The following is a 22,860-nucleotide window of genomic DNA, read 5'->3' on the forward strand; positions in this document are numbered from 1 at the left end:
GCCCGTGAACCATTTCGAGTACCGCGACGGCGTCCTTCATGCCGAGAACGTTCCCGTTCCCGAGATCGCCAAGGCGGTCGGCACGCCTTTCTACGTCTATTCCACTGCAACGCTGGAGCGTCATTACCGCGTCTTTTCGGAAGCCTTCGCCGACATGGACTCCATGGTCTGCTATGCGATGAAGGCGAATTCGAACCAGGCAGTGCTGAAGACGCTGGGCCGTCTCGGCGCCGGCATCGACGTGGTCTCTGAAGGCGAACTGCGCCGCGCGCTTGCCGCCGGCATTCCGGCGGACCGCATCATGTTCTCAGGTGTCGGCAAGACGCCGTCCGAGATGGATTTCGCCCTTGAGGCCGGCATCTACTGCTTCAATGTCGAATCCGAGCCCGAACTTGAAATCCTCAACCAGCGCGCCGTGAGCGCGGGCAAGAAAGCGCCGGTCTCCTTCCGCATCAACCCTGATGTCGATGCGAAGACGCATTCCAAGATCTCGACGGGCAAGAAGGAAAACAAGTTCGGCATCTCCTGGGAGCGCGTCCGGGCCATCTATGCCCATGCCGCGAAGCTGCCCGGCATCGAGGTCACCGGCATCGACATGCATATCGGCAGCCAGATCACCGAACTCCAGCCCTTCGACGACGCCTTCAAGCTGCTGCACGACCTTGTCGCGACGCTCCGTGCCGACGGCCACACCATCCACCACGTCGATATCGGCGGCGGCCTCGGCATTCCCTACAAGGACGATAACAATCCGCCGCCGCTGCCGGACGCCTACGCGGCAATCGTCAAGAACCAGCTGCGCGGCCTGGACTGTAAGATCATCACCGAACCCGGCCGCCTGATCGTCGGCAATGCCGGCATTCTCGTGACAGAAGTCCTCTATGTGAAGGATGGCGGCGAAAAGACCTTCGTCATCGTCGACGGCGCGATGAACGATCTCATCCGCCCGACGCTATACGAGGCCTATCACGAGATTCGCCCTGTAACGATTTCGGCGGCCAACGCGCCGCGCATCCGCGCCGATGTCGTGGGCCCCGTCTGCGAGACCGGCGATTATCTGGCGCTCGACCGCGAGATGGCGATGCCGAAACCCGGCGACCTGATGGCCGTCAGCACTGCCGGCGCCTATGGCGCGGTCCAGGCCGGCACTTATAACAGCCGCCTGCTGGTGCCCGAAGTTCTGGTCAGGGGCAGCGATTTCCATACGATTCGACCGCGCCGAACCTATGCCGAGCTGATCAGCCTCGATTCCGTTCCGGCCTGGCTCGACTGAACAAGCCATCACTTTTTGGCGAATAAACGTGAAAAGCCGGTATTACCGGCCGCTCGCCCTCGCCTTCGCCACAAAGAGTGTTATCCTTTCGTTCATGAGCGTATTGCCCCGCAATCGCCGGAAGCGCCCTCTGTTCCAGAACGCCAGATCGCGGAGACCGGACCGATGACAAGCCCCTCGAGGCAGAAGAAAGGTGCATTTGCCTTCCGTCCCTCGCTTGCCCGGCTGGTGACGACGAAACGCCTGCTGGCGCGCATCGTGCTCTTTTTCGAGCAGTTGCTGCCGCCTCTGATGCCGGTACTGTCCGTCATCGCCTTTTATCTCTCCGCCTCCTGGTTCGGCCTCTTCCGCAGCGTGCCGGACTGGCTGCGCATTCTGCTGCTCATCGCCTTTGCTGCCGCTTTTCTCGTCTCGCTCCTCCCCTTCCGCACCTTGCGCTGGCCGAGGATCGCTGAAGCCGACCGCATGCTGGAAGAGCGCAACGGCCTGCCGCACCAGCCGGTCACCGTACAGGAAGACGAGCCGGCCTTCGATACGCCCTTCGGCCGGGCGCTCTGGCGCGAGCACCAGACACGGATGGCTGAAAAGATCGCAGCGCTCGATGCCGGACTGCCACGGCCTGATATCGCCGCGCATGATCGTTTCGCGCTGCGCGCCGTCCCGGCGCTGCTGCTCGTCACGGCCTTCGGTTATTCGCTGTCGATCAACGGCGGCTCGATCCGCGACGCACTGCAGGCGGCGCCCGCGCAGGTGGTCAGCGATCCGGCGGTGCGCATCGACGCCTGGGTAACGCCGCCTTCCTATACCGGCCGCGCCCCTGTCTATCTGACGGCTGACGGCAGCGAGCAGGCGCCGATCGGCATTCCCCAGTTTTCAGGCCTCACTGTCCGGGTCAGCGGCGGAAGGACGGCCGAAAAAGTCGTGTTCCGCAAGGCGAACGGCGAGGCGCAGGATATCGCCGTGCAGGCCGATACCAAGCCGCAGCAGACAGCGGTATCAGGCAGCGAGCAGCAGACGGCGGCACCGGCCAGCCAGGCTCTCGTCGCGCAGACGCATATGATGAAGCTGCAGGAGAACGGCGCACTCGAGGTCAACGGCCGCCGCTGGAGCTTCAACGTGCTGCCCGACAAGGCGCCGGAAATTGCCTTTGACGGGCTGCCGAAGCGCAGCGTCAACGGCGCGCTTGAAATCGGCTTCACCGTCAAAGACGATTACGGGGTCCAGGAAGCGCATGCGGAAATCGTTCCTGTCGACCCCGATCCGACGGCAACGCCGCTCTATCCACTGCCGGAATACCGGCTGGATATTCCGCGCCGCAACGCCCGCGACGCCAAGGCTGTGACCAGCCGGAACCTGACCGAACATCCGCTTGCCGGCAAACGTGTGCGCATCACGCTCGTCGCCAAGGATGCCGCCGGCCAGACCGGCCGCAGCCCGCCGCATGAGATGACGCTGCCGTCACGCCCCTTCAACGAACCGCTTGCCGCCGCCGTCGCCGAGGAACGGCAGGTTTTCGCGCTCGATACGCGCAAGATGCCGCAGGCGATCGCCCTGAACGAGGCGCTGACCATCCGCCCCGAGGAGACGATCCCGAAGCTCACCAACTACCTGCTCTTGGAATCCGCCTTGACGCGTATGAAGCTCGCAAAGGGCGAGGATGCGCTGAAGGATACGGCCCAATATCTGTGGGAGATCGCCCTCGGCATGGAGGACGGCGATCTTTCGCTGGCCGAGCGCAAGCTGCGCGAGGCCCAGCAGAACCTCGCCGACGCGTTGGACCGCAACGCCCCGGACGCGGAGATCAAGAAGCTGATGGACGAGCTGCGCAAGGCGATGCAGGACTATATGACCGAGCTTGCCCAACGCATGCAGAACGCGCCGATGCAGCCGAACCAGAACGCGCAGAACATTCTGCGCCAGCAGGATCTGGAACGAATGATGGATCAGATCGAGAATCTCGCCCGCTCGGGCAATCGTGACGCGGCCCAGCAGATGCTGTCGGAATTGCAGCGGATGATGAACAACCTGCAGGCCGGCCGGCCGCAGCGCAGCCAGCAGAGCCAGGAAAACAGCGAGGCCCGCAAGCAGATCGACAAGCTCGGCGAGATCCTGCGCGACCAGCAAAAGCTGATGGAGCAGACCTTCCGGCTCGACCAGCAGCTCAGGGACCGCATGCAGCGCGGCGAGCCTGACATGGGCGAGAACGATCCGCTGCTCGACGAGATGAACCCCGGAGAAAACGGCGAGCCGCAGGATCAGCAGCAGGGCCAGCAAGGCAAGGATGGACAGCAGCCCTCTGACCAGATGACGGCCGAGCAGCTGCGTGAGGCGCTGAAACAGCTGCGCGCGCAGCAGGATGGGTTGGGCAAGCAACTCGGCGAATTGCAGAAGAGCCTCGGCGAGATGGGAATGAAGCCCGGCCCGGGTTTTGGCCAGGCGCAACGCGAAATGGAAGGCGCCGGCCGTGAACTCGGCCAGGGCCGCGGCCAACCGGCCGTCGAAGGCCAGGGCCGCGCATTGGAAGCGCTTCGCCAGGGCGCCCGCGACATGATGAACCAGATGATGCAGGCGCAGCAGGGCCAGCAGGGTCAAGGTCCGAACGGCCAGGTAGGCCAAGGCGACCAGAACGGCCGCGACCCGCTCGGCCGGCCGCGCCGGACCCAAGGGCCGGATTTCGGCGACAACAGCGTGAAGGTGCCTGACGAAATCGACGTTCAGCGGGCGCGAGAAATCCTTGACGCGATCCGCGAAAAGCTCGGCAACAATCCACCGCAGGAAATGGAACGGCGATATCTCGAACGGTTGTTGGACATCCAGTAGGCCTTACGCCTCCGCGCAAAAATAGGACGCGCACTGGAAAGGATGATTCTAGACCGGATCGGCCTAAAGCATGTCGCGCAAAACTGTGCAGCGGTTTTGCGCGAACAACATGCGTTGGGAATAAAGACCTAAAGCGCAAGGAGCGAATCTCAAAGATTGCGACGCGCTTTAGAATCTGAACCTGGATCTAAACCAGAGAAATAGAACGCATACCGACGGAAAAGCGCTGACACTTTTCGGCATCCTGGCTCTAAGCGACAAGCGCTCGGGCGACCGCCTTGCGAATATCGGGAAGCGCGAATGGTTTGGCGACGACATCGATGATCTTCTCGGCAAGATCGTCGGCCCGTTCGCGTTGTTCGGCATAGCCAGTCATCAGCAGGATTTTCAAGCCAGGAAAAGCGTCTTTTGCCTGATGGGCGAGTTCAATGCCGTCCATCACAGGCATGCGGATGTCTGAAAGCAGCAGATCGTAGACCCCGTCCTTGAGCTTCTCCAAGCCCTCGGCTCCATCGGCCGCTTCGTCGGTCTCGTGGCCATCGAGCCGCAGGGCTCGGGCTACGAACGACCGCAGGGAGTCCTCGTCTTCCGTAATCAGAATTCTTGCCATATGTGCATCGCTCCGTCGTCAGCCCCGCGACGGAAATCACCAGACTTTCCTTTTCGATCGGTAAAGATGACGAAGCGATGGGCGAGATGGTTAACAACTCGTCTTGAAAGCATTGCAGCGCCGCGCGCCTTTAAAACGCGCAAAGGACGCTGTAACACTTTTAATTGCTGCATAACTTTATCGTTAAATCGATTGCGATTTGAGGAATTATGCAGCAGCTCAGGCATCCCCGGTCACCACGCCGACGAAGGGCAGTTCGCGAAAGGCATAGGCGACATCCATGCCGTAGCCGACGACAAAATAGTCAGGGCATTCGAAGCCGACATAGTCGGCCTCCAGCTTTTCCTTACGCTTGACGCGCTTGTCGAGCAGCACGGCGATCGTGACGTTGCGCGCGCCACGCTCGAAGAGCAGTTCCTTGGCAAAGAGCAGCGTCCGGCCGGATTCGAGGATATCGTCGATCAACAGGACGTCGCGGCCATGCACGTCGCTGTCGATATCCTTGACGATACGCACGCCCTGAGAAACCGTGCCGATGCCATAGCTCGACAGTGTGATGAACTCAACCTCCGGGGCAAGCCCGCTATCATGCAGGGCGCGGATCAGGTCGGCGGCGAAAATGAAGGAGCCCTTGAGCACGGCGATGACGAGCAGGTCCTTGGTCGGGCCACTGGCGATCTCCCGCGCCATCGAATGATTGCGCTCGGCGATCTGCTCGGCGGTGAAAAGCGGCTCTATGTTTTTTCCGCGCACGACAGGCATAAGGGCTTGCTCCATGAAAAGAAGGGTAAGCCGTTAGCACATATGCGAGCCTGAAACAGCCTCGCTGGCAATGAAATTAACGGGATTGGCCCGGCCTGTGGCGAGAAAGTCGGCCATTTCATGTCCTGTTACATCTATGGCAGGAAGGAGAGCCGGACCTCCGGCGTCTTTCCGCCGGCATGCTGGACGCGAGCCGAGAAGCCTCGGCTTTGGCCGCCATAGACCACATCGGCCGGCGGGTCGATGACGATGCTTGCCGTCAGCCGCTCGTCGGTCACCAGATCGGCACGGATCGGATGCACCGTCTGCGTCGTGCCGCCCTCGTTTTCGATGATGCCGTTGATGACGAGCACGCGCATGCCGTTTGCATCACGCGGCGTCACCGTGACGTGGGTGAAATGCAGCGGCGCTCCGGAAGTGGCGCGCGCGCCGGAAAGGCCGGAAAAACCACCCGCAAGCCCGAAGACGAGCACGACGAGCGCCAGCACCAGCGCTGCGAAGCTCCGCGTCGACGCGCGCTGCAGCCAGGATTCCATGGTCTGCAGAACGGAAGCAGCCATTGCCGGCATGGGCGGCGGGGCGGCGCGTGCGGCAGCCATGCGCTTGCGGTTGTCGTTATGGGTCCTTGCACTGAATTCCCTGGTCCGCACGTTGCCGAGGGTAACGAATTCAGCGTCGGAGATATCGGCAGGTCGCGCCGAGCGGTACTGACGATTGGCGGGTTCCGGCGGCAGGAAATCATAGGCCTGGCCCGGCGTCCGGCGACTGAAGGAGGATGCTTCCATGGTGGCTGCCTCGCAGATGTCCACATGGTTTCGTTGCCAGGAGAAATCTGGCATTGAAACGAATCCCGCTCAGTCGTAAATTTTAATGGTTAATGCTTCGCAAAGATTGCCATCAAACGGGCGTCTTTCCAGCAAAATTTACCGGCTGTTAACGGTGTTGGTTAACAAGTCGTGCGGTGAAACCCACAACAGACTGAGCTGCCCGTTGATCCACTTTGAGAATGTCGGTTTGCGCTATGGCATGGGCCCGGAAATCCTCCGGGACCTGACCTTCGACATCCCGAAGAAATCCTTTCAGTTCCTGACAGGCCCATCGGGTGCCGGCAAGACGTCGCTGCTGCGGATGCTTTTCATGTCTCTGCAGCCGACACGCGGCCTGATCCGCATGTTCGGGCGCGACATTTCCGAAATCCCTCGCCCCGAACTGCCGCTTCTGCGCCGCCGCGTCGGCATCGTCTTCCAGGATTTCCGCCTCCTCGACCATCTCACCACCTATGAGAATGTCGCTTTGCCCTTACGGGTACGCGGCAAGGATGAGAGCTCCTACAAGACCGACGTGCTGGAGCTGTTGAAATGGGTCGGCCTTGGCGAACGCATCAATGTGCTGCCGCCCGTGCTCTCCGGCGGCGAGAAGCAGCGCGCCGCAATCGCCCGGGCGCTGATGGACCGGCCGGAAGTGCTGCTGGCCGACGAACCCACAGGCAATGTCGACCCGCCTATGGCCAAACGCCTGCTCAATCTTTTCCTCGAGCTGAACCGCCTCGGCACGGCGGTCGTGATCGCCACGCATGACCTGGCGCTGATGGAACAGGTGGAAGCGCGCCGCATGATCCTCTCAGAGGGGCATCTCGATATTTATGACTGAGCCCCCGTCCAGAAAACCCGAAAAGACGGCTGCCAAGATCCAGCAGAAGCGGCCGGAATTGCGCGTGCGTCCGACCGCGCCGATCCTGCCGCCTTCCAACATCCAGGGCAGTGCGTTGATGGTGGTGATATCAATCATGGCCTTTCTCGCCTGCCTGACGCTCGGCGGCGTCAGCATGGTGCGCTCGACGGCGGCAAGCTGGGAGAGCCAGATCTCCCGCGAGATCACCATTCAGATCAAGCCGGACGACAATCTCGACATGGAAAAGGCGCTGACCCAGGCGCGCGACCTGGCGCTGACCTTCGTCGGCACCAAGAGCGGCCAGATCGTTGACGAGGCGGCGACCGCTCGCCTGCTCGAACCCTGGCTCGGCCCCGGCCTCGATCTCAAGGATCTGCCCGTTCCCCGCCTCGTCATCATCACCATCGACGAGAGCAATCCGCCGGATTTCGATTCGATGCGGTCGCTGCTGAAGGACAGTATCCCGCAGGCCACCCTCGATGATCACCGCACCTGGGTCGACCGGCTGGTGTCTATGGCGCACACGACGGTCATGATTGGCACCGGCATCCTGCTCCTGGTTTTCACGGCGATGGTGCTCACCGTCGTCTTCGCCACGCGCGGCGCGCTGTCGGGCAATCGTCACGTCGTCGAAGTGCTGCATTTCGTCGGCGCCGAAAGCTCCTTCGTCGCCACCGAATTCCAGAAGCATTTCCTGAAGATCAGCCTCAAGGGTTCGGCGATCGGCAGCGCGCTTGCCGCTCTCTTCTTCGCCACCGCCGGTTTCTGGCAAAGCCGCACCCTCGCCACCCCGGAAACGGACCAGGCGACCGCGCTCTTCGGCACCTTCTCCGTCGGCGTGCTTGGTTATGCCGGCATCTTCGCGACGATGATCGTCATCGCGCTCCTCACCACCTTCACCGCGCGGCTGACCGTCATGCGGACAATCTACGAAATCGATACACTACGCTCGGACCCGACACGCACCGACGGCATCGGAAGTTGATCGTGACCGTGCCGTTTTGCCATGAAAGCGTCTGTTCCGTGCCGCAATCAGCGTATAATCACGATTCATGACCATGGGACATACGACACCCAACCCGATTCATCAGGACCCGGAGCTTGATCGCTCGGCGGGTTTGCTGCCGCGGCGCGGGCCGATCCGCCGCCTGCTGCGCTGGGGCGGCTTTGGCTGCCTGCTGGTAATCGCCCTGGTGTTCGGCGGCTTTCTGCGTTTCGCTGATTCGGTGACGACACTCAGGCCGCCGGCCGAGCCGAAGGCGGATGCGATCGTAGTGCTGACGGGTGGCTACCAGCGCATCGACCAGGCTGTGGAGCTGCTGCAGAAGGGTGCCGGCAAGCGCCTGCTGATTTCCGGCGTCCACCCGACGACGACACCGGCACAGATCCGCAAGATGACGCAGGGCTCGGCCGATCTCTTCTCCTGCTGTGTCGATATCGGCTACGATGCGATCGACACGATCGGCAATGCTGAGGAGGCTTCGAACTGGATCCACGCCAAGGGATACCGGAGCGTTCTGATCGTCACCAACAATTACCACATGCCGCGAAGCCTCGCCGAACTCTCCTATGTCGATCCCGACATCGAATTTATCGCTTATCCCGTGGTCAATTCGGATTTGAAGAGCAGCAACTGGTTCACCGATCCGAATGCGATGCGCGTCATGCTTGCCGAATATGCGAAAGTGCTGCTGGCAGGCACCCGCAACATCACCGGCTTCGGCCGCCATACCGGGCTGCGCTCGGCAAATGCGTCCGGCCAGCAATAAAGCCGCGCTTCGGATAGGAAGCTCCATCGCTTTAGACGTGCGCATAATCCTTTCGGAAAATCGATTCCGATTTTCGGGGCATGCGCTATCTGCTGCTGCGCACTTTTGCTGGAATGCTCCAGCCTTTTACATCAGGGCAGCATCAAACGCTTTTTATGACGGGGAATATCGTGTAGGCCGGTCGCGTGAGCATGCCTCGGGAAAGTTTCATGATCGCCCTGCGTTCCGTTCTCTTCAACACGATCTTCTACGCCAATCTCATCATCCGGATGATCGTGCTCTCGCCCTATTATTTCGTGGTACCGCGCAAAATCGCCTATGCGATCCCGAAGAACTGGGCGCGGTCCAACCACTGGCTGATGCGGGTGATCGTCGGCACCACCTTCGAGATCGAGGGCCTGGAGAACCTGCCTGACGGCAGTTACATCCTGGCGCCGAAGCACCAGTCTTTTTGGGATACCTACGCACTGCTGCCCTGGCTGAAGGACCCGGTCTACATCCTGAAGCGCGAACTGATGTGGATTCCGCTCTTCGGCTGGTATGCGAAGAAGCAGCGCATGATCCCGGTCGATCGCGGCGCCCGTGGCAAGGTGATGGTGGAAGTGCTGAAACGCACGAAGGAAGAGCTTTCGACGGGCCGCCAGCTCATCATCTATCCCGAGGGCACCCGCCGTCCGCCGGGTGCGGAGCCGGTCTATAAATACGGCATAGCCCGCATGTACCGCGATCTTAATCTCCCCGTCGTTCCGGTCGCCATGCATCCCGGTCTCTTCTGGCCGCGGCGGAGCATCCGTCGTTATCCCGGCCATTTCAAGGTGAAGATCCTGCCCCCAATCATGCCCGGAATGGATCCAGACGCCTTTTTCGCCCATCTGATCGAGGTATTGGAGCGGGCAAGCGACGAGCTTCTGCTCGAAACCGTCGCGCAAAATCCGCATCTGCCGCTCCCGCCAACGGCGGTTGAAAGACTGGTCGAGCTGCGCAAGCTGAACGCGATAACTGGCTGAGATCAGGCGGCGCGCAGCCGCTCCACTTCGTTGACGACCTGTTCCAGCCAATGGTCGCGAATGCCCATCTGCTTCAGATGCGCCAGCGTGTTGAAGACATAGGCATCATTCGGGCCTGACTGGCCTTTTGCTTCGTTCACCACCCGTGCCGCCGCAAGCGCATCGAGCGCGCCGGCATATTGTTCATGCTCGCGATCGATGATGTAGGCGACCGCTTCCACCCGGCGCCGGCCGGCAAGCTGCAGCCGCACCCGGCGCTCCAGATAGACATTGGTGACCAGCTCGCGGGCGCGGAGATAGTCGATCACATCTTCCCATTTTTCAGGCGAAATGCGGAAAGCCATGCCGCGGCAGGCGCCACCCCTGTCGAGTCCGAGAACCAGGCCCGGATTGTCGCGTGTGCCACGATGGACAAAGGAGCGGACACAAAGCGAACGCCTGTAGCCGTAAACCAGAGCCTCTGCCCGCTCCATGAACTCGAAGCCCGGATTCCACATCAGCGAACCGTAGCCAAATACCCAAAATTCGTCCATATCGCACGCCAGACCGGGAATCACATTTGCGATTCACCATTGGAGAACATCATGGCAGCGTCAAGCCGATCCGGCAGCAGCCAATCCGGCAGCGGTAAGAAATTCTGGTTGCTGGGTGGAGGTATCCTCCTGGTGATCGCGCTTTATACCGGCGGCTGGTTCTATGCGGCGTCGGCATTGAAGACCACGGTGCTGAAGGCGATCGCGCCACGCGACCAGGCAGGCGTCAGCGGCGAATGCTCCGATATCGAATTCCGCGGCTATCCCTTCCGTATCGGCCTGTTCTGCTCGAAGATCGACGTCGACGACAATGTCAACGGCGTCTCCGCCACCTTCGGCGCGTTGCGCTCGGCAGCACAGGTCTATGCACCCGGCAAGATTGTCTGGGAACTCGATTCGCCGGCCGAAATCCGCACCAGCAACGGCCTTTCGATCTCGGCCCAATGGACGAACTTGCAGGCGAGTCTTGCAACCCGACTGCAGGGCATCGACCACAGCTCGACCGTCATCGAGGGTCTGAAGGCGATAGCCGTCTCCTCCTACACCGGCCAGACCATCAGCTTCGATGCCGTCCGCACCGAAATCCATCTGCGCCAGAACGGCGCCGATCTCGATGGCGCGATCTCCGTGCAGGATGCGAATACGGCGATCAAGGACTGGCCGCAGATCTTTCCAAAAATGTCTGCCAGCATCGATCTGACCATCGCCGGCAAGGCCGGCCTGATCGACGGCAGTGATCCGAACGGGCTCAATGGCGCCACCGGCAACCTGCGCCGCATCGTCGCCGACATCGGCGACGGCAAGGTGATGACGCTGACTGGCCCCTTCTCCTTTGACGAACGGGGTCTGCTCTCGGGAAAATTCAAGCTGGAGATCGAACAGCTCGGCCCCTGGGGCGACAGCCTGAAACAGGCCTTTCCGGATATCGCCTCGACCGTCAACACGGCGACAAAACTGCTGAAGTCGCTCGCCGGTGGCGGCGACAAGGTCTCTGTCGATCTCGTCGTCGATCGTGGCAATGCCACCGTCAGCGGTTTCATTCCGCTCGGCCGGATTCCGCCGATCTAGCCGATTCGCTTGATGAAGAAGACTTCCGGCACCGATTGCAGGCCGGGCAGCTCGATCGCGCCGGTTTCGCAAAATCCGTTGCGGCGGTGCCAGTCCTGAGGCCGGCTTTCGTCGCATTCGCTCGACGTCATCAGCAGGCGGAAGCCGTCGCCGCGCATGGCCTCTTCCCAGGCGAGAAACAGCGCCGTTCCAACGCCCGACCGGCGATGGCCGGGCAGAACGCGGATCATTTCCATATAGGGAACCCTGCCCCAGAAGCGGGAGAAGCGCAGGAAGCCGACAATCTCATCGGCCTCCCTGGCAACCAGATATTCGCCGAGCGCCACGCAACGCGATATCCACGCCTTACTGGCGCTGGCATCCTCGCGCACCAGCCAGTCGATATCCGCCGAGCCGGCGCGTGCCACCTCAACCATCGCGGTGGCTACTTCTTGTCCAGCGCGTGCCGGCCGAAATCAGGCGCGTCGACATCCTGGCCGGCCTGGACGATCGAACGGCGGATGGCGCGGGTGCGGGTGAAGAGTTCGAAAATCTTGTCGCCCTCGCCCCAGCGGATGGCGCGCTGCAGATAGGCGAGGTCCTCCGAGAAGCGCGCCAGCATTTCGAGGATCGCATCGCGGTTGTGCAGGCAAACATCACGCCACATGGTCGGGTCGGAGGCGGCGAGGCGGGTGAAATCACGAAAGCCAGAGGCGGAATATTTGATGACCTCAGACTCCGTCACCGTCTCCAGATCGTCGGCCGTGCCGACGATATTGTAAGCGATGATATGCGGCAGGTGCGAGACGATGGCGAGCACCTTGTCGTGATGCTCGGCATCCATTTCGTCGACCTTCGAGCCGAGCGCCTCCCAGAAGCTGCGCAGCCGCTTCAGCGCAGTCTCATCGGTATCCGCGACCGGCGTGAAGATGCACCAGCGGCCTTCGAAGAGGCCGGGGAAGCCGGCATCCGGGCCGGATTTCTCGGTACCTGCCAGCGGATGGCCGGGAATGAAATGCACATTATCCGGCATATGCGGTAGCATCTGTGCGATGACAGAAGCCTTTGTCGAACCGACATCGGTGACAACAGCCCCGGGCTTCAGGCTTCCAGAAATCTCCTTCGCCACACTTTCCGAAGCGCCGACTGGCACCGAGACGATCACCAGATCGGCATCCTTGACGGCATCCTGCGAGGACGTCGTGTAGCGGTCGCCGAGGCCGAGCTCTTCCGCACGCTTCAGCGTATCGGGGCTGCGCGTGGCGACGACGATCTCCCTTGCAAGACCAAGCCGTCTGATGTCGTAGGCAAGCGAAGAGCCGATCAGGCCGATGCCGATCAGCGCAATCCGATCGAACTGCACGCTCATGCCTGATGTCCCATGAATTCGGTGAGCGCGGCAATCACGCCGCGGTTGGCCTCTTCGGGGCCGATGCTCATGCGCAGCGCATTGGCGAAACCATAGCCGCGCACGGCGCGCAGGATGTAGCCGCGGCCCGTCAGGAAATCGTCGGCATCCGCGGCGCGCTTGCCGTCGATCTCGGGGAAATGAATGAGGATGAAATTGGCGACGGACGGCGTCACTTTCAGCCCGATCGCCTCGAGCGCCTGGGTGAGCGTCTCGACCCACAGCTGGTTGAAGGAAACCGCCTGCTGGATGAAGGCCTGGTCGCGGATGGCAGCGGCACCGGCAGCGATTGCCGGCGCGTTTAAGTTGAATGGTGCGCGCACCCGGTTCAGCGCGTCGACGATCTCGGCCGGCGCATACATCCAGCCGACGCGCAACGCCGCAAGACCATAGGCCTTCGAGAAGGTGCGGGTCATCACCACGTTGGCATTGGAGGATACGACCTCGATGCCGGCTTCATAATCGTTGCGGCGCACATATTCGGCATAGGCGGCATCGAGCACGAGGACGACATGTTTCGGCAGTCCGGCCTGCAGGCGGCGGATCTCGCTAACGGAAACATAGGTGCCTGTGGGGTTGCCGGGATTGGCGATGAAGACGATCTTCGTCCTCTCCGTCACCGCGGCAAGAATGGCATCGACGTCGACGGTATAGTCCCTCTCCTTGGCGACGACAGGCGTAGCACCCGCACCCAGGATCTGGATCTTGTAGACGAGGAAGCCGTGCTCGGTGATGATGCCCTCGTCGCCGGCGCCGAGATAGACATGGCAAAGCAGGCCGAGCAGCTCGTCGGAACCGTTGCCGCAGAGGATGTTTGCCGGATTGAGACCGTGCACGGCGGCGATTGCCTCGCGCAGTTCGATCGCCTGCCCGTCAGGATAACGCCCTAGATTGTCGGCAACCGCCTTGAAGGCTTCGATCGCCTTTGGGCTGGGGCCGAGCGGCGTTTCGTTGGACGAAAGCTTGTAGACGTGGGCGACGCCCGGCGCATGTTCCTTGCCCGGCACATAGGCTGCGATATCGAGAATACCGGGACGCGGAACGGGCTTGCTCATCTCAACGCTCATGGGTTCGACCTTGGAATTGCCGGAAATCCGGGCTGAAAAACACCAAGTGGCATTAAAGCGGAATGCGATTGTTGTCGAGAGCTACGGGCGTGTCACAAGCAGTTGGGGAACGCCGAGAGCGGCGTCACCTCCTGCATAATTCCTTAAATCGGAATCGATTTAAGGATAAAATTATGCAGCATTCAAAGTGCTACAACGTTCTTTGCGCGTCTCAAAAGACGCGCGGCGCTGTCGTGCGTGTGGTCGGCACGCCATGCGGTGCGAGAACCGGCACGAAAACGCGGCGCGAGGCCCGCGCCGCAACCGGCAGCCCCTGATAAAGCCGCTTCTGCGCCTCGACGATAATGACGCCTGAGAAGGCCGGCCATAGCGTTCGGCCGATCCGCTCGAAGGCGCGGCGAAGGCGCAATATGGCCCTGAGCTTCGAGGGCGGGAAGAACAGCGCTTCAGCCGTCGCGCCCGGGGTGAAATTCGTCTCGCGCAGCAGACTTGTCAGCTGACCGCGGGAATAGGGCCGGCCCGAACCGAAGGGCGTATGTTCCATCCGTGCCCAGACGCCGCGCCGGTTCGGCACGACGATGACCAGCCGCCCGCCCGGTGCCAGCACCCGCCAGAGCTCCTTCAGCGTCTCGCGCGGGCTTTCGGCGAATTCCAGCGAATGCACCATCAGCACCCGGTCGATCGAGGAATCCGGCAGCGGCAGTTCCTCGTCGAAAATCAGCGCCGTCGTCGAGAGCGAGCCCATCGGCCAGTTCACCGCGCCCTGCCCGGCCGGCATGAAGGCGAAGGTGCGTTCGGTATCGGCCTGGAAGCGGTCGAGGAAGGGCACGGCATAACCGAGGCCGACCAGACGCTCTTGCGGCAGCCGCACCCAGAGCGATGACAGCGCCATGGCGATCGACTGCTCGGCAAGACGTCCGAGCTCGGAGTGATAGAACTGGCGTAGGTCGACGATATCGGCGTGCATTGCGACAAATGTTATCAGCGGGCGGTTGGACTTCAAGGCCGGAACCTCTACATTTCCGCGAGACTCCTGGGATAAGGGATTATTGAACGATGAAACCTTTGGAATTAGACGTTTTTCTCTGCCGCACCGACAATTTCGGCGTTCTCGTGCACGATCCGGAGACAGGCTTTACCGCGGCGATCGATGCACCGGAAGAGGCGCCGATCCTGGAAGCGGCGACACGTCGCGGCTGGAAGATCACCCATATCTTCACCACTCATCATCACACCGACCATGTCACTGCCAACCTGGCGCTGAAGGAGCAGTTCGGCTGCGAGATCATCGGCCCGATCAACGAGGCCATCGCCATTCCCGGCCTCGATCGGGCGATGGCCGATGGCGACAGCTTCCTTTTCGGCGATCACACGGTCAACGTCATCGAGACGCCCGGCCACACCGCCGGCCACATCTGCTATCACTTCGTCGACGATAAGCTGCTGTTTGCCGCCGACACGCTGTTTGCGCTCGGCTGCGGCCGGCTGTTCGAACGCCCTGCCGCCGATATGTGGCATTCCCTGCAGAAACTCGCCGTGCTGCCCGATGAAACCGCCGTCTATTTCGGCCATGAATACACATTGTCCAATGCCCGTTTCGCACTGACCGTCGATCCGGACAATGAGCGCCTCAAGAGTCGCGCCGCCGAGATCGAAGCCTTGCGCGCCGACGGCAAATTCACCATCCCGACGACATTGGGGCTGGAAAAGGAAACCAACCCGTTCCTGCGCGCCGCCGATCCGGCGATCCGCCGCAATCTGCTGATGGAAGGCAAGACGAACGAGGAAGTCTTTGCCGAGATCCGCAAGCGCAAGGACCATTTCTGATGTCGCCCGAGGACATCATCCGCGAACTCGGCATGCAGCCGCATCCTGAAGGTGGTTGGTACGTGCAGACATTCCGCGATACGGCGGGCGGGGAACGCGGCCATTCGACGGCGATCTATTATCTGCTGACCAGGGGACAGCGTTCGCATTGGCATCGCGTTCATGACGCGGCGGAGGTCTGGCATTATTACGCCGGCGCGCCGCTCTCGCTGCACCGCTCGGAAGACGGAACGGCAAGCGAGACCCTGACGCTTGGAACGAATCTTCCTGCCGGCGAGCGGCCGCAGGCGATCATTCCCGCCAATTGGTGGCAATCGGCCGAAACCCTCGGCGATTTCACCCTGGTCGGCTGCACCGTCTCTCCCGGCTTCGAATTTTCGAGCTTCGAGATGGCGCCGCCCGATTGGAAGCCCGGCGGCTAGAGCATGATGTCGAAAAGTGTGAGCGGTTTTCGGGCAACATCATGCTCAAACTATCTAATTTCGAACATCCTGTCCTAAGGCCTACTCTGCTGCCGCGGACTGCGCCGGAATTTTGCGGCGCAACATCTCTTGGGCGGCGAGCACCGCCCCGCCGGTGACGAGCAGACAGGCAAGGGCGATGCGCCAGTTCGGCTCGGCATATCCGAACAGCACCAGAATCAGTGTCGATAGCAGTGGTGCTGCGTAACTGGCCGCGCCGAGGATCTGGATATCGCCGTTCTTGACGCCGTAATCCCAGGCGTAGAAGGCAGCCCCGACCGGAAAGAGCCCGAGCCCGGCGACGGCGACCCACTCGAAACCCGTTGCCGGCCAGACGGTCGTCTCCAGTCCGAGATGGCAGAAGAACGACAGGATGGAGGTCGCAAGGCAGAAGCCGGTGACGACATCCGTGGAGACGGCGTCGAAGCGCCGCGTCAGCAGCGAATAGCCGGACCATGTGAAGGCGCAGAGAACGGCAGCCCCGTAACCGATGGCATAGGCGCCGTCGAAATCGATGCCGTTGCGGCTAACGATCAGGAAGGTGCCGCAAAGTCCGGCAAGCGCACCCGCCACATGATACCAACGCAGCCGTTCGCCCGGCAGCAGCGCCGAACCGACGACGATCAGCAGCGGCCAGAGATAGGCAATCAGCCCCGCCTCCACCGCCGGTGCGTTCCGGAGCGCGGTGAAGTAGAGGAAATGATAGCCGAACAGCCCCGCAATGCCTGTTATCCAAACCTTGGCCGGCTGCTTCAGCAGCGCTAGCCGCGAAGGATTGAGGATAAGCACCACAAGGCCGGGAATGCTACCGATCGCAAAGCAGATGGCCGAAAGCTGGAATGGCGGCATCTTGCCGGAGGCGGCTGTGAACAACGCCAGAAACGACCACATCAGAATGGCCGTAAAACCGATCAACGTCGCGCGAAGCTTCACCTGTCCCCCTTCACGGAGGCAGAAGCCCCGTCAGCTGTTGCTGCCGTATTTGACGGCAGTGATCGTCACCATTCCATATTCTGTTGGAATGCGCACATAGACAGGAGCGTATACATTTGCCGCGTCCGACTTGGCAAACCAGATTTCCATCCGGTTGCTCTTGCTGAGATAGTCGATGTCCTTGCGGCCCTTCTTGTAGCCCGAGCGCGGCACGAAGCGCACGCTGCAGACGGTTGCCTTGCCCTTGAAGCCATTGGTGGAAAAATCCTCATCGCCCTTCGGCGACAGCACCAGATCCATGCGCGTCTCGCCGTCGAAGATCGGCAGCGTCTGCGAGCAGACCTTGGTATCGCCGGTGAAGACCAGGCCGGAGATCGGGTCGAGCACCGAGCGCATGTCGCGCGGTGTGACGTCGATCCAGTTCTTCGGACGCTTCGGCGCCGGTGTCGTCGTCGCCGAGATGATATTGCCGTTGCGGTAGCTGACCTCGTAGACGCGGGCCTTCTTCTTGCCGCTCTTGTAGTAGAGCGAATATTTCTGCGCCTGCAGTCTGTCATTGCGCACGACACCGGTGACGCTGGTCTTTGCCGAAATCGTCGTGACGAGATCGGCAAGACCGGCGGAATTGATGTCGCCGGCGATCTTGTAACTGTGATCGTCCTCGATCTGCGTCAGGAACGCTGCGCGCGCGATCGGCAGGCCGGCGAGCGCCACCCGGTATTCCGTCCGATGCTGGATTTCGGCCGCCGATGCCGGTATGGCAAGGAGCGCGGCAATGGCCGAAATGAAAATCCGTCTGCCCGAATGAGCCATGAATCAAGCCTTGTCTTGCCGCGCGCCGGCAGCTCTTGTTAAGCGCTCTATACTCCTGCCGCGAAGGGAAGAAAACAGCAGCTTTTTGACAGAATTGCGGGAAAGGCCAAGGTTTGGCTTGACGCGAGCAGCCTGTCTGACTATAGAACCGCAACTTTCCAATCATGCCCGTTGGATTGCGCGCCTGGCTTTGCCGGGAATGGCAATTCGATGGCCCGAGAAAAAACAAGAATAGGTGTTCCATGTCCCGCGTGTGCGAATTGACCGGCAAGGCCGTCCTGACTGGTAACAATGTCAGCCATGCCAACAACAAGACCAAGCGCCGGTTCCTGCCGAACCTGTGCCAGGTCACGCTGATTTCCGACGCTCTCAACCAGCGTTACCGTCTTCGCGTTTCGGCTGCCGCTCTTCGCACCGTCGAGCATCGTGGCGGCCTCGATGCCTTCCTGCTGAAGGCCAGCGAAAACGAACTGTCGATGCGCGCCCGTCTGCTGCGCCGTCAGATCGCCAAGAAGACCGCCGAAGCCGCTGCTGCGTAAGCTTCTGCCCTTCTTTCATACGGCTTCAAAAGGCTTGAACGGATAAAACCGGACAAGCCTTTTGCTTTACCGGTCCGTCTCTCCAACTGGTGGCATCACCCAGGATAAAAAAATGCTGAAGACCCGCTCTACCATTGCCTATGTCGCGCTGATGACGCTCGTCGTCGTCGCCTCCAACTTTCTCGTCCAGTTTCCGCTGAACGCCGAAGTCGCCGGCATCAACCTCGCCGACATCCTGACCTGGGGCGCCTTCTCCTATCCGATCGCCTTCCTGATCACCGATCTGACCAATCGTCAGTTCGGCCCGCAGGCAGCCCGCAAGGTCGTCTTTGCCGGCTTCGTCGTCGGCGTGACGCTCTCCTTCTTCACTTCGGTGCCGCGCATCGACATAGCCTCCGGCTCGGCCTATCTCGCCGGCCAGCTGCTCGATATCGCCGTCTTCAACCGCCTTCGCCGTCAGGCCTGGTGGCGCGCCCCACTGGTCGGCTCGCTGATCGGCTCGGCGCTCGATACGGTGATGTTCTTTTCGCTTTCCTTCGCCGCGTTTTTCGTCCTCCTCGGCCCCAACGATCCCTTTGCGCTCGAAGCAGCCCCCGTCCTCGGCGTCTTCGCCACGGAGGCTCCGCGCTGGATTTCCTGGGCGATCGGCGATTTCGCCGTGAAGATGATCGTCGGCCTCGTCATGCTGCTGCCCTATGGCGCGCTGATGAACGTGCTGCGGCCGATGCAGGCCGCTCGCGCCAGCTAATTGAAGTTACCGACGCCGCCGGATCGCACCGGCGGCGATGGCCGGGTGCAGCAGCACCTCTGCCGCCAGATCGTCGATACCTAGCGATGAATCGAGCCGCAGCACCGGCACTGTCTGCGTTTCCAGCCATTGCTCATGTGCCGCAAGGCTGCGGCGTTCGGGGCCGGCCGTATCGTAGCTCGCCGCCCATTCCAGAAACTCCCCGCTCTTGACGGCCATGTCGCCGCCGGGCCTGATTCTGTTTCCGTATCGGGCAATCTCCCGCGTGAGGATGCGCGTCATTCTAAGCTCCGGATCGATCCTGAGGAACACGATCAGATCGTAGAGTGGCTCAATCGGCCCTCCCCATTTCAGCGCCGATCCGGAGAGAACCCAGCCTTCATGCCGCGCCACCTCATCGAGCAGCAGCCTGATGCGGTCGTCGGCATCCCTCGGCGTCGTGAACGGCGGATCGGTCGGCAGCCAGAAGAAATCGTCGGTGTCGAGATGGGCAATATCGAGCTTCTGGGCGAGCACAAGGCCGAGCGATGTGGTGCCGGAACCGGACGCGCCCATAACGTGAATATGCACCATGATTTCCTCCGCAGGCCAGCCACCGATGCCGCGGGCGGGATAGCCGCGACCTATGACATCAGTTTGACGCTTTGTGTTCGGCCTGTTCGGAAAGCCGGAACTCCAGCATCAGATTGCGCTGCAGGATCGAATGATTGTCGTCCGACACCAGGATGATATGGGTGGTGCCGTCTGCGGCCTGAAAGGCATCGAGCCCTTCCATATTGTCGATCTGCGAGTTGAAATTGCCTTCCAGCAGCAATTCGCCGTCAACAATGGCGCCGGGCCTGATATCGGCACCCTTGATGCGCCGAAGACGCATGCCGATGCCTTCGGCTATGTTGAAGCGGCGCTCCAGCAGCAGCAGGTCGCCGTTCGGCAGGAAAGCACCATCGGTGATGTCGAAGCTGCCGTCCCGCTCGACCGAGAAACGCCCTTTCAGCGGCCCGCTGAGAATGGCCGCCAACCGGTTGCCGTCGCTGTCGAGACCGCGTTCGGTGACGATGACCACACCGCCCCGCAGCGGGCTGGATGCCGGCGCCACGGCGATAGTCTCGATGCCGCGGTTGTCGTTCAGCATCTTCCGCGGGATAATAATCGGCAGAGTGGCGATCGCTCCCGAGCCGGTAAAGCCAGGATCGGGATAGATATCGACGCGATGATCCTGCTCGAAGGAGACCAGAATCCGGTCGCCGTCGAGTGCCAGGCCCTCGGCATCCATATGTCCCTTGCCCTCGAAGCTGCGCCCGGCGCTGTTCTTCATCGGCGTGATCTCGACATCCGAGAGACCCGAAAGCCTACCCTTGACGTCACGCTCGATGCCGCCGGTCAGCCACTGGCCGGTATCGAGCGCAACGACGAAATGTTTCTGGTCCTGCCGGAAACGGATGGAGGAGAGCGAGCCGAACAGCGCTCTGCTGGAGACCATCTCCAGCCCACCGAGAAATTCCAGCGAGCCGAATGTCGTCTCCGAAGAGCCGATCCTGAAATCGGAGATTTGCCGGCTAATGACCGGCACGTCGTCGCCGGCCCATGACGAGGAAGCGCCGGCTGCGAGGCAAAGAGCGATCGACGCCGCACGGCAGAGGCGCTTGACCGTCATTCTTCCAGCGGCGTCAGCCGGCACGGCGTATCCGGCCGCCGCGCGGCTGGACGGATTGGTCCTCGAACAGCGAGGCAAGCTGCTCGGTCATCGCACCGGCAAGTTCGTCCGCATCGACGATCGTCACGGCGCGGCGATAGTAGCGCGTCACGTCGTGACCGATGCCGATCGCCAGCAGTTCGACAGGCGAACGCGTCTCGATCTGCTCGATAACGGCGCGCAGGTGCCGCTCCAGATAATTGCCCGGATTGACCGACAGCGTCGAATCGTCGACCGGCGCGCCGTCCGAGATCATCATCAGGATGCGGCGCTGCTCGCGGCGTGCAAGCAGACGATTATGCGCCCAGATCAGCGCCTCGCCGTCGATATTTTCCTTGAGCAGACCCTCGCGCATCATCAGCCCGAGATTAGCGCGTGCCCGCCGCCACGGCGCGTCGGCCGATTTGTAGATGATATGGCGCAGGTCGTTGAGGCGGCCCGGCGTTTGCGGCTTGCCGCCGGCAAGCCAGTTTTCACGCGCCTGCCCGCCCTTCCAGGCCTTCGTCGTAAAGCCGAGGATCTCGACCTTGACGCCGCAGCGCTCCAGCGTGCGCGCGAGAATGTCGGCGCAGGTGGCGGCCACCGTGATCGGCCGGCCGCGCATCGAGCCGGAATTGTCGATGAGCAGGGTGACGACGGTGTCGCGGAACTGGGTGTCGCGCTCCATCTTGAAGGAAAGAGCCTGCATCGGATCGATGATGATGCGCTGCAGCCGGGCCGGATCGAGATAGCCCTCTTCCAAATCGAAATCCCAGGAGCGGTTCTGCTGCGCCATCAGGCGGCGCTGCAGCCGGTTGGCGAGACGGCCGACGGCACCTTGCAGATGCGCCAGCTGCTTGTCGAGGAAGGCGCGCAGGCGCTCCAGCTCGGCAGCGTCGCAAAGTTCCTCGGCGGTGATGATCTCGTCGAACTCTTCGGTAAAGACGTGATAATCGACCTTCTCGTTGAAATCGGCGAAGGGCGTATTTGGACGGCGGGTCTCGCCCGGCGTTTCCGAATCGTCCTCGCCCTCTTCCATCATGTCGTCGTCGGAGATTTCGGCGCCTTCGGTCTCGCCGTCCTCCATCTGCTCGTCGGCGACCTCGCTGTCCTCGACAGGGGCGGCATCCGTGCCGGCATCCTCGTCGACCTCGTCCTGATCCTGCTCGTCGCCGCTCGACTGGTCTTCCTGCTCCGACTGGTCGTCATTGTCGGCATCGCTGTCGTCGTCGCCGTATTCCTCGGCCATTTCCATGGCCGACAGCATGTTGCGGATAACCTTGGCGAAGGCCTGCTGGTCGTTGATCGCGCTCGACAGATTATCGAGTTCGGACCCTGCCTTGTCTTCGATGAAGCCCCGCCAGAGGTCGAGCACCTTGCCGGCGGTTTCAGGCGGGCGCTGGCCGGTCAGCTTCTCGCGCACCATCATCGCAACGGCTTCGCCGACCGGTGCGTCTTCCTGGCGCTCGATGCCGGTGAAATTCGCCTTGGAATATTTCTCTTCCGTCATGGAGCGCAGGTTCGACGCCATGCCCTCCATGCGCAGCGCGCCGATCGATTCGACGCGCGCCTGCTCGACCACATCGAAGATCGCCCGGGCATCCGAGCCCTGCGGCGCCATCGTTGTGTGCACTTTCTCGTCATGGCAGGCAAGGCGCAACGCCATCGAATCGCCGAGCCCGCGGGTGACCGCCAGCTCATGCGCCGTCGGCCGCTTGGAAAGTTCCGGCAGCCGGATGCGCTCACCGGTCATCCCCGGCCGTTCATTGGCGAAGGTCACCTCGACATCGCCGTCGCCGGCGATCGAGCGCACGCAGCCGGTTATCGCCCGGCGCAGTGGCTCGACGTCGACAGGCGCGCCGGGTTTTGCTTTCGAATTGTCACCACGAGCTGCCATGAT

The 22,860-nt window shown here is 61.7% G+C and carries 25 protein-coding genes; 11 read left to right on the plus strand and 14 right to left on the minus strand.

Annotated features, from left to right (window positions below; genetic code table 11):
* Positions 1–4 precede the first annotated feature (4 nt).
* Complete coding sequence (gene lysA, locus N2600_RS20515; RefSeq protein ID WP_260297252.1) at positions 5–1,273, plus strand: diaminopimelate decarboxylase; 1,269 nt, start codon at positions 5–7, stop codon at positions 1,271–1,273.
* 165 nt (positions 1,274–1,438) lie between these two features.
* Positions 1,439–4,093: a TIGR02302 family protein gene (locus N2600_RS20520; protein ID WP_260297253.1), complete on the plus strand. Its 2,655-nt coding sequence runs from the start codon at positions 1,439–1,441 to the stop codon at positions 4,091–4,093.
* A 250-nt stretch (positions 4,094–4,343) separates the two neighbouring features.
* Here N2600_RS20520 and N2600_RS20525 read toward each other — a convergent pair whose 3' ends face one another.
* The 4 genes from N2600_RS20525 to N2600_RS20540 all read right to left on the minus strand — a co-directional run bounded on the left by N2600_RS20525 (position 4,344) and on the right by N2600_RS20540 (position 6,250).
* A complete protein-coding gene (locus N2600_RS20525; protein WP_003543311.1) occupies positions 4,344–4,703 on the minus strand; it encodes a response regulator in 360 nt (119 codons plus the stop codon).
* Positions 4,688–4,930 (minus strand): hypothetical protein, encoded by a 243-nt coding sequence (locus tag N2600_RS20530; RefSeq protein WP_260297254.1) that lies wholly within the window; start codon positions 4,928–4,930, stop codon positions 4,688–4,690. The genes N2600_RS20525 and N2600_RS20530 overlap by 16 nt, the downstream gene beginning before the upstream one ends.
* Positions 4,923–5,465, minus strand: a complete 543-nt coding sequence (gene hpt, locus N2600_RS20535; protein ID WP_003543314.1) for a hypoxanthine phosphoribosyltransferase — start codon at positions 5,463–5,465, stop codon at positions 4,923–4,925. The genes N2600_RS20530 and hpt overlap by 8 nt, the downstream gene beginning before the upstream one ends.
* 134 nt (positions 5,466–5,599) lie before the next feature.
* Positions 5,600–6,250, minus strand: coding sequence for a hypothetical protein (locus N2600_RS20540; RefSeq protein WP_260298852.1), 651 nt, complete (start codon positions 6,248–6,250; stop codon positions 5,600–5,602).
* 205 nt (positions 6,251–6,455) lie between these two features.
* Between N2600_RS20540 and ftsE the strand changes: the two genes are divergently transcribed.
* From ftsE to N2600_RS20560, 4 genes are all read left to right on the plus strand, one after another.
* On the plus strand, positions 6,456–7,115 hold the full coding sequence (gene ftsE / locus N2600_RS20545) for a cell division ATP-binding protein FtsE (protein WP_003543317.1): 660 nt from the start codon (positions 6,456–6,458) through the stop codon (positions 7,113–7,115).
* A complete protein-coding gene (locus tag N2600_RS20550; protein WP_260297255.1) occupies positions 7,108–8,121 on the plus strand; it encodes a cell division protein FtsX in 1,014 nt (337 codons plus the stop codon). Before ftsE ends, N2600_RS20550 begins: the two co-directional genes overlap by 8 nt.
* Before the next feature lie 73 nt (positions 8,122–8,194).
* Positions 8,195–8,905 carry a YdcF family protein gene (locus N2600_RS20555; protein ID WP_170257059.1) on the plus strand — a complete coding sequence of 237 codons (711 nt, stop codon included), beginning with the start codon at positions 8,195–8,197 and terminating at the stop codon, positions 8,903–8,905.
* Positions 8,906–9,114: 209 nt separating this feature from the next.
* Positions 9,115–9,912 (plus strand): lysophospholipid acyltransferase family protein, encoded by a 798-nt coding sequence (locus N2600_RS20560; RefSeq protein ID WP_170260993.1) that lies wholly within the window; start codon positions 9,115–9,117, stop codon positions 9,910–9,912.
* 2 nt (positions 9,913–9,914) lie between these two features.
* On the opposite strand, the gene N2600_RS20565 is transcribed toward N2600_RS20560, so the two are convergent.
* Positions 9,915–10,445 (minus strand): gamma-glutamylcyclotransferase, encoded by a 531-nt coding sequence (locus N2600_RS20565; RefSeq protein ID WP_162116796.1) that lies wholly within the window; start codon positions 10,443–10,445, stop codon positions 9,915–9,917.
* Between the two features lie 51 nt (positions 10,446–10,496).
* On the opposite strand from N2600_RS20565, the gene N2600_RS20570 reads away from it, so the two are divergent.
* Positions 10,497–11,513: a DUF2125 domain-containing protein gene (locus N2600_RS20570; protein WP_260109577.1), complete on the plus strand. Its 1,017-nt coding sequence runs from the start codon at positions 10,497–10,499 to the stop codon at positions 11,511–11,513.
* Here the strand turns inward: N2600_RS20570 and N2600_RS20575 are convergent.
* From N2600_RS20575 to N2600_RS20590, 4 genes are all read right to left on the minus strand, one after another.
* Positions 11,510–11,929 carry a GNAT family N-acetyltransferase gene (locus N2600_RS20575; RefSeq protein WP_222279651.1) on the minus strand — a complete coding sequence of 140 codons (420 nt, stop codon included), beginning with the start codon at positions 11,927–11,929 and terminating at the stop codon, positions 11,510–11,512. The genes N2600_RS20570 and N2600_RS20575 overlap by 4 nt on opposite strands.
* 8 nt (positions 11,930–11,937) lie before the next feature.
* Complete coding sequence (locus N2600_RS20580) at positions 11,938–12,861, minus strand: prephenate/arogenate dehydrogenase family protein (protein ID WP_018482773.1); 924 nt, start codon at positions 12,859–12,861, stop codon at positions 11,938–11,940.
* Complete coding sequence (gene hisC, locus N2600_RS20585) at positions 12,858–13,955, minus strand: histidinol-phosphate transaminase (protein ID WP_260109578.1); 1,098 nt, start codon at positions 13,953–13,955, stop codon at positions 12,858–12,860. The genes N2600_RS20580 and hisC overlap by 4 nt, the downstream gene beginning before the upstream one ends.
* Positions 13,956–14,178: 223 nt before the next feature.
* Positions 14,179–14,970, minus strand: a complete 792-nt coding sequence (locus N2600_RS20590; protein WP_162116800.1) for a class I SAM-dependent methyltransferase — start codon at positions 14,968–14,970, stop codon at positions 14,179–14,181.
* A 53-nt stretch (positions 14,971–15,023) separates the two neighbouring features.
* On the opposite strand from N2600_RS20590, the gene gloB reads away from it, so the two are divergent.
* Both gloB and N2600_RS20600 read left to right on the plus strand, forming a co-directional pair.
* The gene (gloB, locus tag N2600_RS20595; RefSeq protein ID WP_170257065.1) at positions 15,024–15,794 is read left to right on the plus strand and encodes a hydroxyacylglutathione hydrolase; all 771 of its coding nucleotides are present in this window, start codon (positions 15,024–15,026) and stop codon (positions 15,792–15,794) included.
* Positions 15,794–16,216 carry a cupin domain-containing protein gene (locus tag N2600_RS20600; RefSeq protein WP_168324669.1) on the plus strand — a complete coding sequence of 141 codons (423 nt, stop codon included), beginning with the start codon at positions 15,794–15,796 and terminating at the stop codon, positions 16,214–16,216. Before gloB ends, N2600_RS20600 begins: the two co-directional genes overlap by 1 nt.
* 81 nt (positions 16,217–16,297) lie before the next feature.
* On the opposite strand, the gene yddG is transcribed toward N2600_RS20600, so the two are convergent.
* Both yddG and N2600_RS20610 read right to left on the minus strand, forming a co-directional pair.
* A complete protein-coding gene (gene yddG, locus N2600_RS20605; protein WP_222293068.1) occupies positions 16,298–17,188 on the minus strand; it encodes an aromatic amino acid exporter YddG in 891 nt (296 codons plus the stop codon).
* A gap of 30 nt (positions 17,189–17,218) precedes the next feature.
* Positions 17,219–18,001: a DUF3108 domain-containing protein gene (locus N2600_RS20610; protein WP_162116804.1), complete on the minus strand. Its 783-nt coding sequence runs from the start codon at positions 17,999–18,001 to the stop codon at positions 17,219–17,221.
* A gap of 242 nt (positions 18,002–18,243) precedes the next feature.
* Here N2600_RS20610 and rpmB point away from each other — a divergent pair, with 242 nt between their 5' ends.
* Both rpmB and N2600_RS20620 read left to right on the plus strand, forming a co-directional pair.
* Complete coding sequence (gene rpmB, locus N2600_RS20615) at positions 18,244–18,540, plus strand: 50S ribosomal protein L28 (protein WP_003543341.1); 297 nt, start codon at positions 18,244–18,246, stop codon at positions 18,538–18,540.
* 112 nt (positions 18,541–18,652) lie between these two features.
* Positions 18,653–19,288: a VUT family protein gene (locus tag N2600_RS20620; RefSeq protein ID WP_260297256.1), complete on the plus strand. Its 636-nt coding sequence runs from the start codon at positions 18,653–18,655 to the stop codon at positions 19,286–19,288.
* Between the two features lie 6 nt (positions 19,289–19,294).
* On the opposite strand, the gene N2600_RS20625 is transcribed toward N2600_RS20620, so the two are convergent.
* From N2600_RS20625 to cobT, 3 genes are read right to left on the minus strand one after another with little or no spacing between them, the layout of a single operon-like run.
* Positions 19,295–19,861 carry an ATP-binding protein gene (locus N2600_RS20625; protein ID WP_222293066.1) on the minus strand — a complete coding sequence of 189 codons (567 nt, stop codon included), beginning with the start codon at positions 19,859–19,861 and terminating at the stop codon, positions 19,295–19,297.
* 58 nt (positions 19,862–19,919) lie between these two features.
* Entirely contained in the window at positions 19,920–20,942 is a 1,023-nt protein-coding gene (locus tag N2600_RS20630) for an esterase-like activity of phytase family protein (RefSeq protein ID WP_260297257.1), read from the minus strand.
* Positions 20,943–20,955: 13 nt separating this feature from the next.
* On the minus strand, positions 20,956–22,857 hold the full coding sequence (gene cobT, locus N2600_RS20635) for a cobaltochelatase subunit CobT (RefSeq protein WP_162116807.1): 1,902 nt from the start codon (positions 22,855–22,857) through the stop codon (positions 20,956–20,958).
* Between the last annotated feature and the right edge of the window lie 3 nt (positions 22,858–22,860).

The organism is Rhizobium sp. WSM1274 (assembly GCF_025200775.1).
GTDB classification, from domain to species: domain Bacteria; phylum Pseudomonadota; class Alphaproteobacteria; order Rhizobiales; family Rhizobiaceae; genus Rhizobium; species Rhizobium leguminosarum_I.

Excerpts from the sequence above, each read along its gene's own strand:
- cobT (WP_162116807.1), bottom strand. The coding sequence starts at position 22,857 with ATGGCAGCTCGTGGTGACAATTCGAAAGCAAAACCCGGCGCGCCTGTC.
- N2600_RS20525 (WP_003543311.1), bottom strand. The coding sequence starts at position 4,703 with ATGGCAAGAATTCTGATTACGGAAGACGAGGACTCCCTGCGGTCGTTC.
- N2600_RS20580 (WP_018482773.1), bottom strand. The coding sequence starts at position 12,861 with ATGAGCGTGCAGTTCGATCGGATTGCGCTGATCGGCATCGGCCTGATC.
- N2600_RS20555 (WP_170257059.1), top strand. The coding sequence starts at position 8,195 with ATGGGACATACGACACCCAACCCGATTCATCAGGACCCGGAGCTTGAT.
- N2600_RS20540 (WP_260298852.1), bottom strand. The coding sequence starts at position 6,250 with ATGGAAGCATCCTCCTTCAGTCGCCGGACGCCGGGCCAGGCCTATGAT.
- N2600_RS20630 (WP_260297257.1), bottom strand. The coding sequence starts at position 20,942 with ATGACGGTCAAGCGCCTCTGCCGTGCGGCGTCGATCGCTCTTTGCCTC.
- N2600_RS20565 (WP_162116796.1), bottom strand. The coding sequence starts at position 10,445 with ATGGACGAATTTTGGGTATTTGGCTACGGTTCGCTGATGTGGAATCCG.
- N2600_RS20520 (WP_260297253.1), top strand. The coding sequence starts at position 1,439 with ATGACAAGCCCCTCGAGGCAGAAGAAAGGTGCATTTGCCTTCCGTCCC.
- N2600_RS20530 (WP_260297254.1), bottom strand. The coding sequence starts at position 4,930 with ATGCCTGAGCTGCTGCATAATTCCTCAAATCGCAATCGATTTAACGAT.
- N2600_RS20550 (WP_260297255.1), top strand. The coding sequence starts at position 7,108 with ATGACTGAGCCCCCGTCCAGAAAACCCGAAAAGACGGCTGCCAAGATC.
- N2600_RS20610 (WP_162116804.1), bottom strand. The coding sequence starts at position 18,001 with ATGGCTCATTCGGGCAGACGGATTTTCATTTCGGCCATTGCCGCGCTC.
- N2600_RS20600 (WP_168324669.1), top strand. The coding sequence starts at position 15,794 with ATGTCGCCCGAGGACATCATCCGCGAACTCGGCATGCAGCCGCATCCT.
- N2600_RS20575 (WP_222279651.1), bottom strand. The coding sequence starts at position 11,929 with ATGGTTGAGGTGGCACGCGCCGGCTCGGCGGATATCGACTGGCTGGTG.
- rpmB (WP_003543341.1), top strand. The coding sequence starts at position 18,244 with ATGTCCCGCGTGTGCGAATTGACCGGCAAGGCCGTCCTGACTGGTAAC.
- hisC (WP_260109578.1), bottom strand. The coding sequence starts at position 13,955 with ATGAGCAAGCCCGTTCCGCGTCCCGGTATTCTCGATATCGCAGCCTAT.
- N2600_RS20560 (WP_170260993.1), top strand. The coding sequence starts at position 9,115 with ATGATCGCCCTGCGTTCCGTTCTCTTCAACACGATCTTCTACGCCAAT.
- gloB (WP_170257065.1), top strand. The coding sequence starts at position 15,024 with ATGAAACCTTTGGAATTAGACGTTTTTCTCTGCCGCACCGACAATTTC.
- hpt (WP_003543314.1), bottom strand. The coding sequence starts at position 5,465 with ATGCCTGTCGTGCGCGGAAAAAACATAGAGCCGCTTTTCACCGCCGAG.
- N2600_RS20620 (WP_260297256.1), top strand. The coding sequence starts at position 18,653 with ATGCTGAAGACCCGCTCTACCATTGCCTATGTCGCGCTGATGACGCTC.
- N2600_RS20625 (WP_222293066.1), bottom strand. The coding sequence starts at position 19,861 with ATGGTGCATATTCACGTTATGGGCGCGTCCGGTTCCGGCACCACATCG.
- N2600_RS20570 (WP_260109577.1), top strand. The coding sequence starts at position 10,497 with ATGGCAGCGTCAAGCCGATCCGGCAGCAGCCAATCCGGCAGCGGTAAG.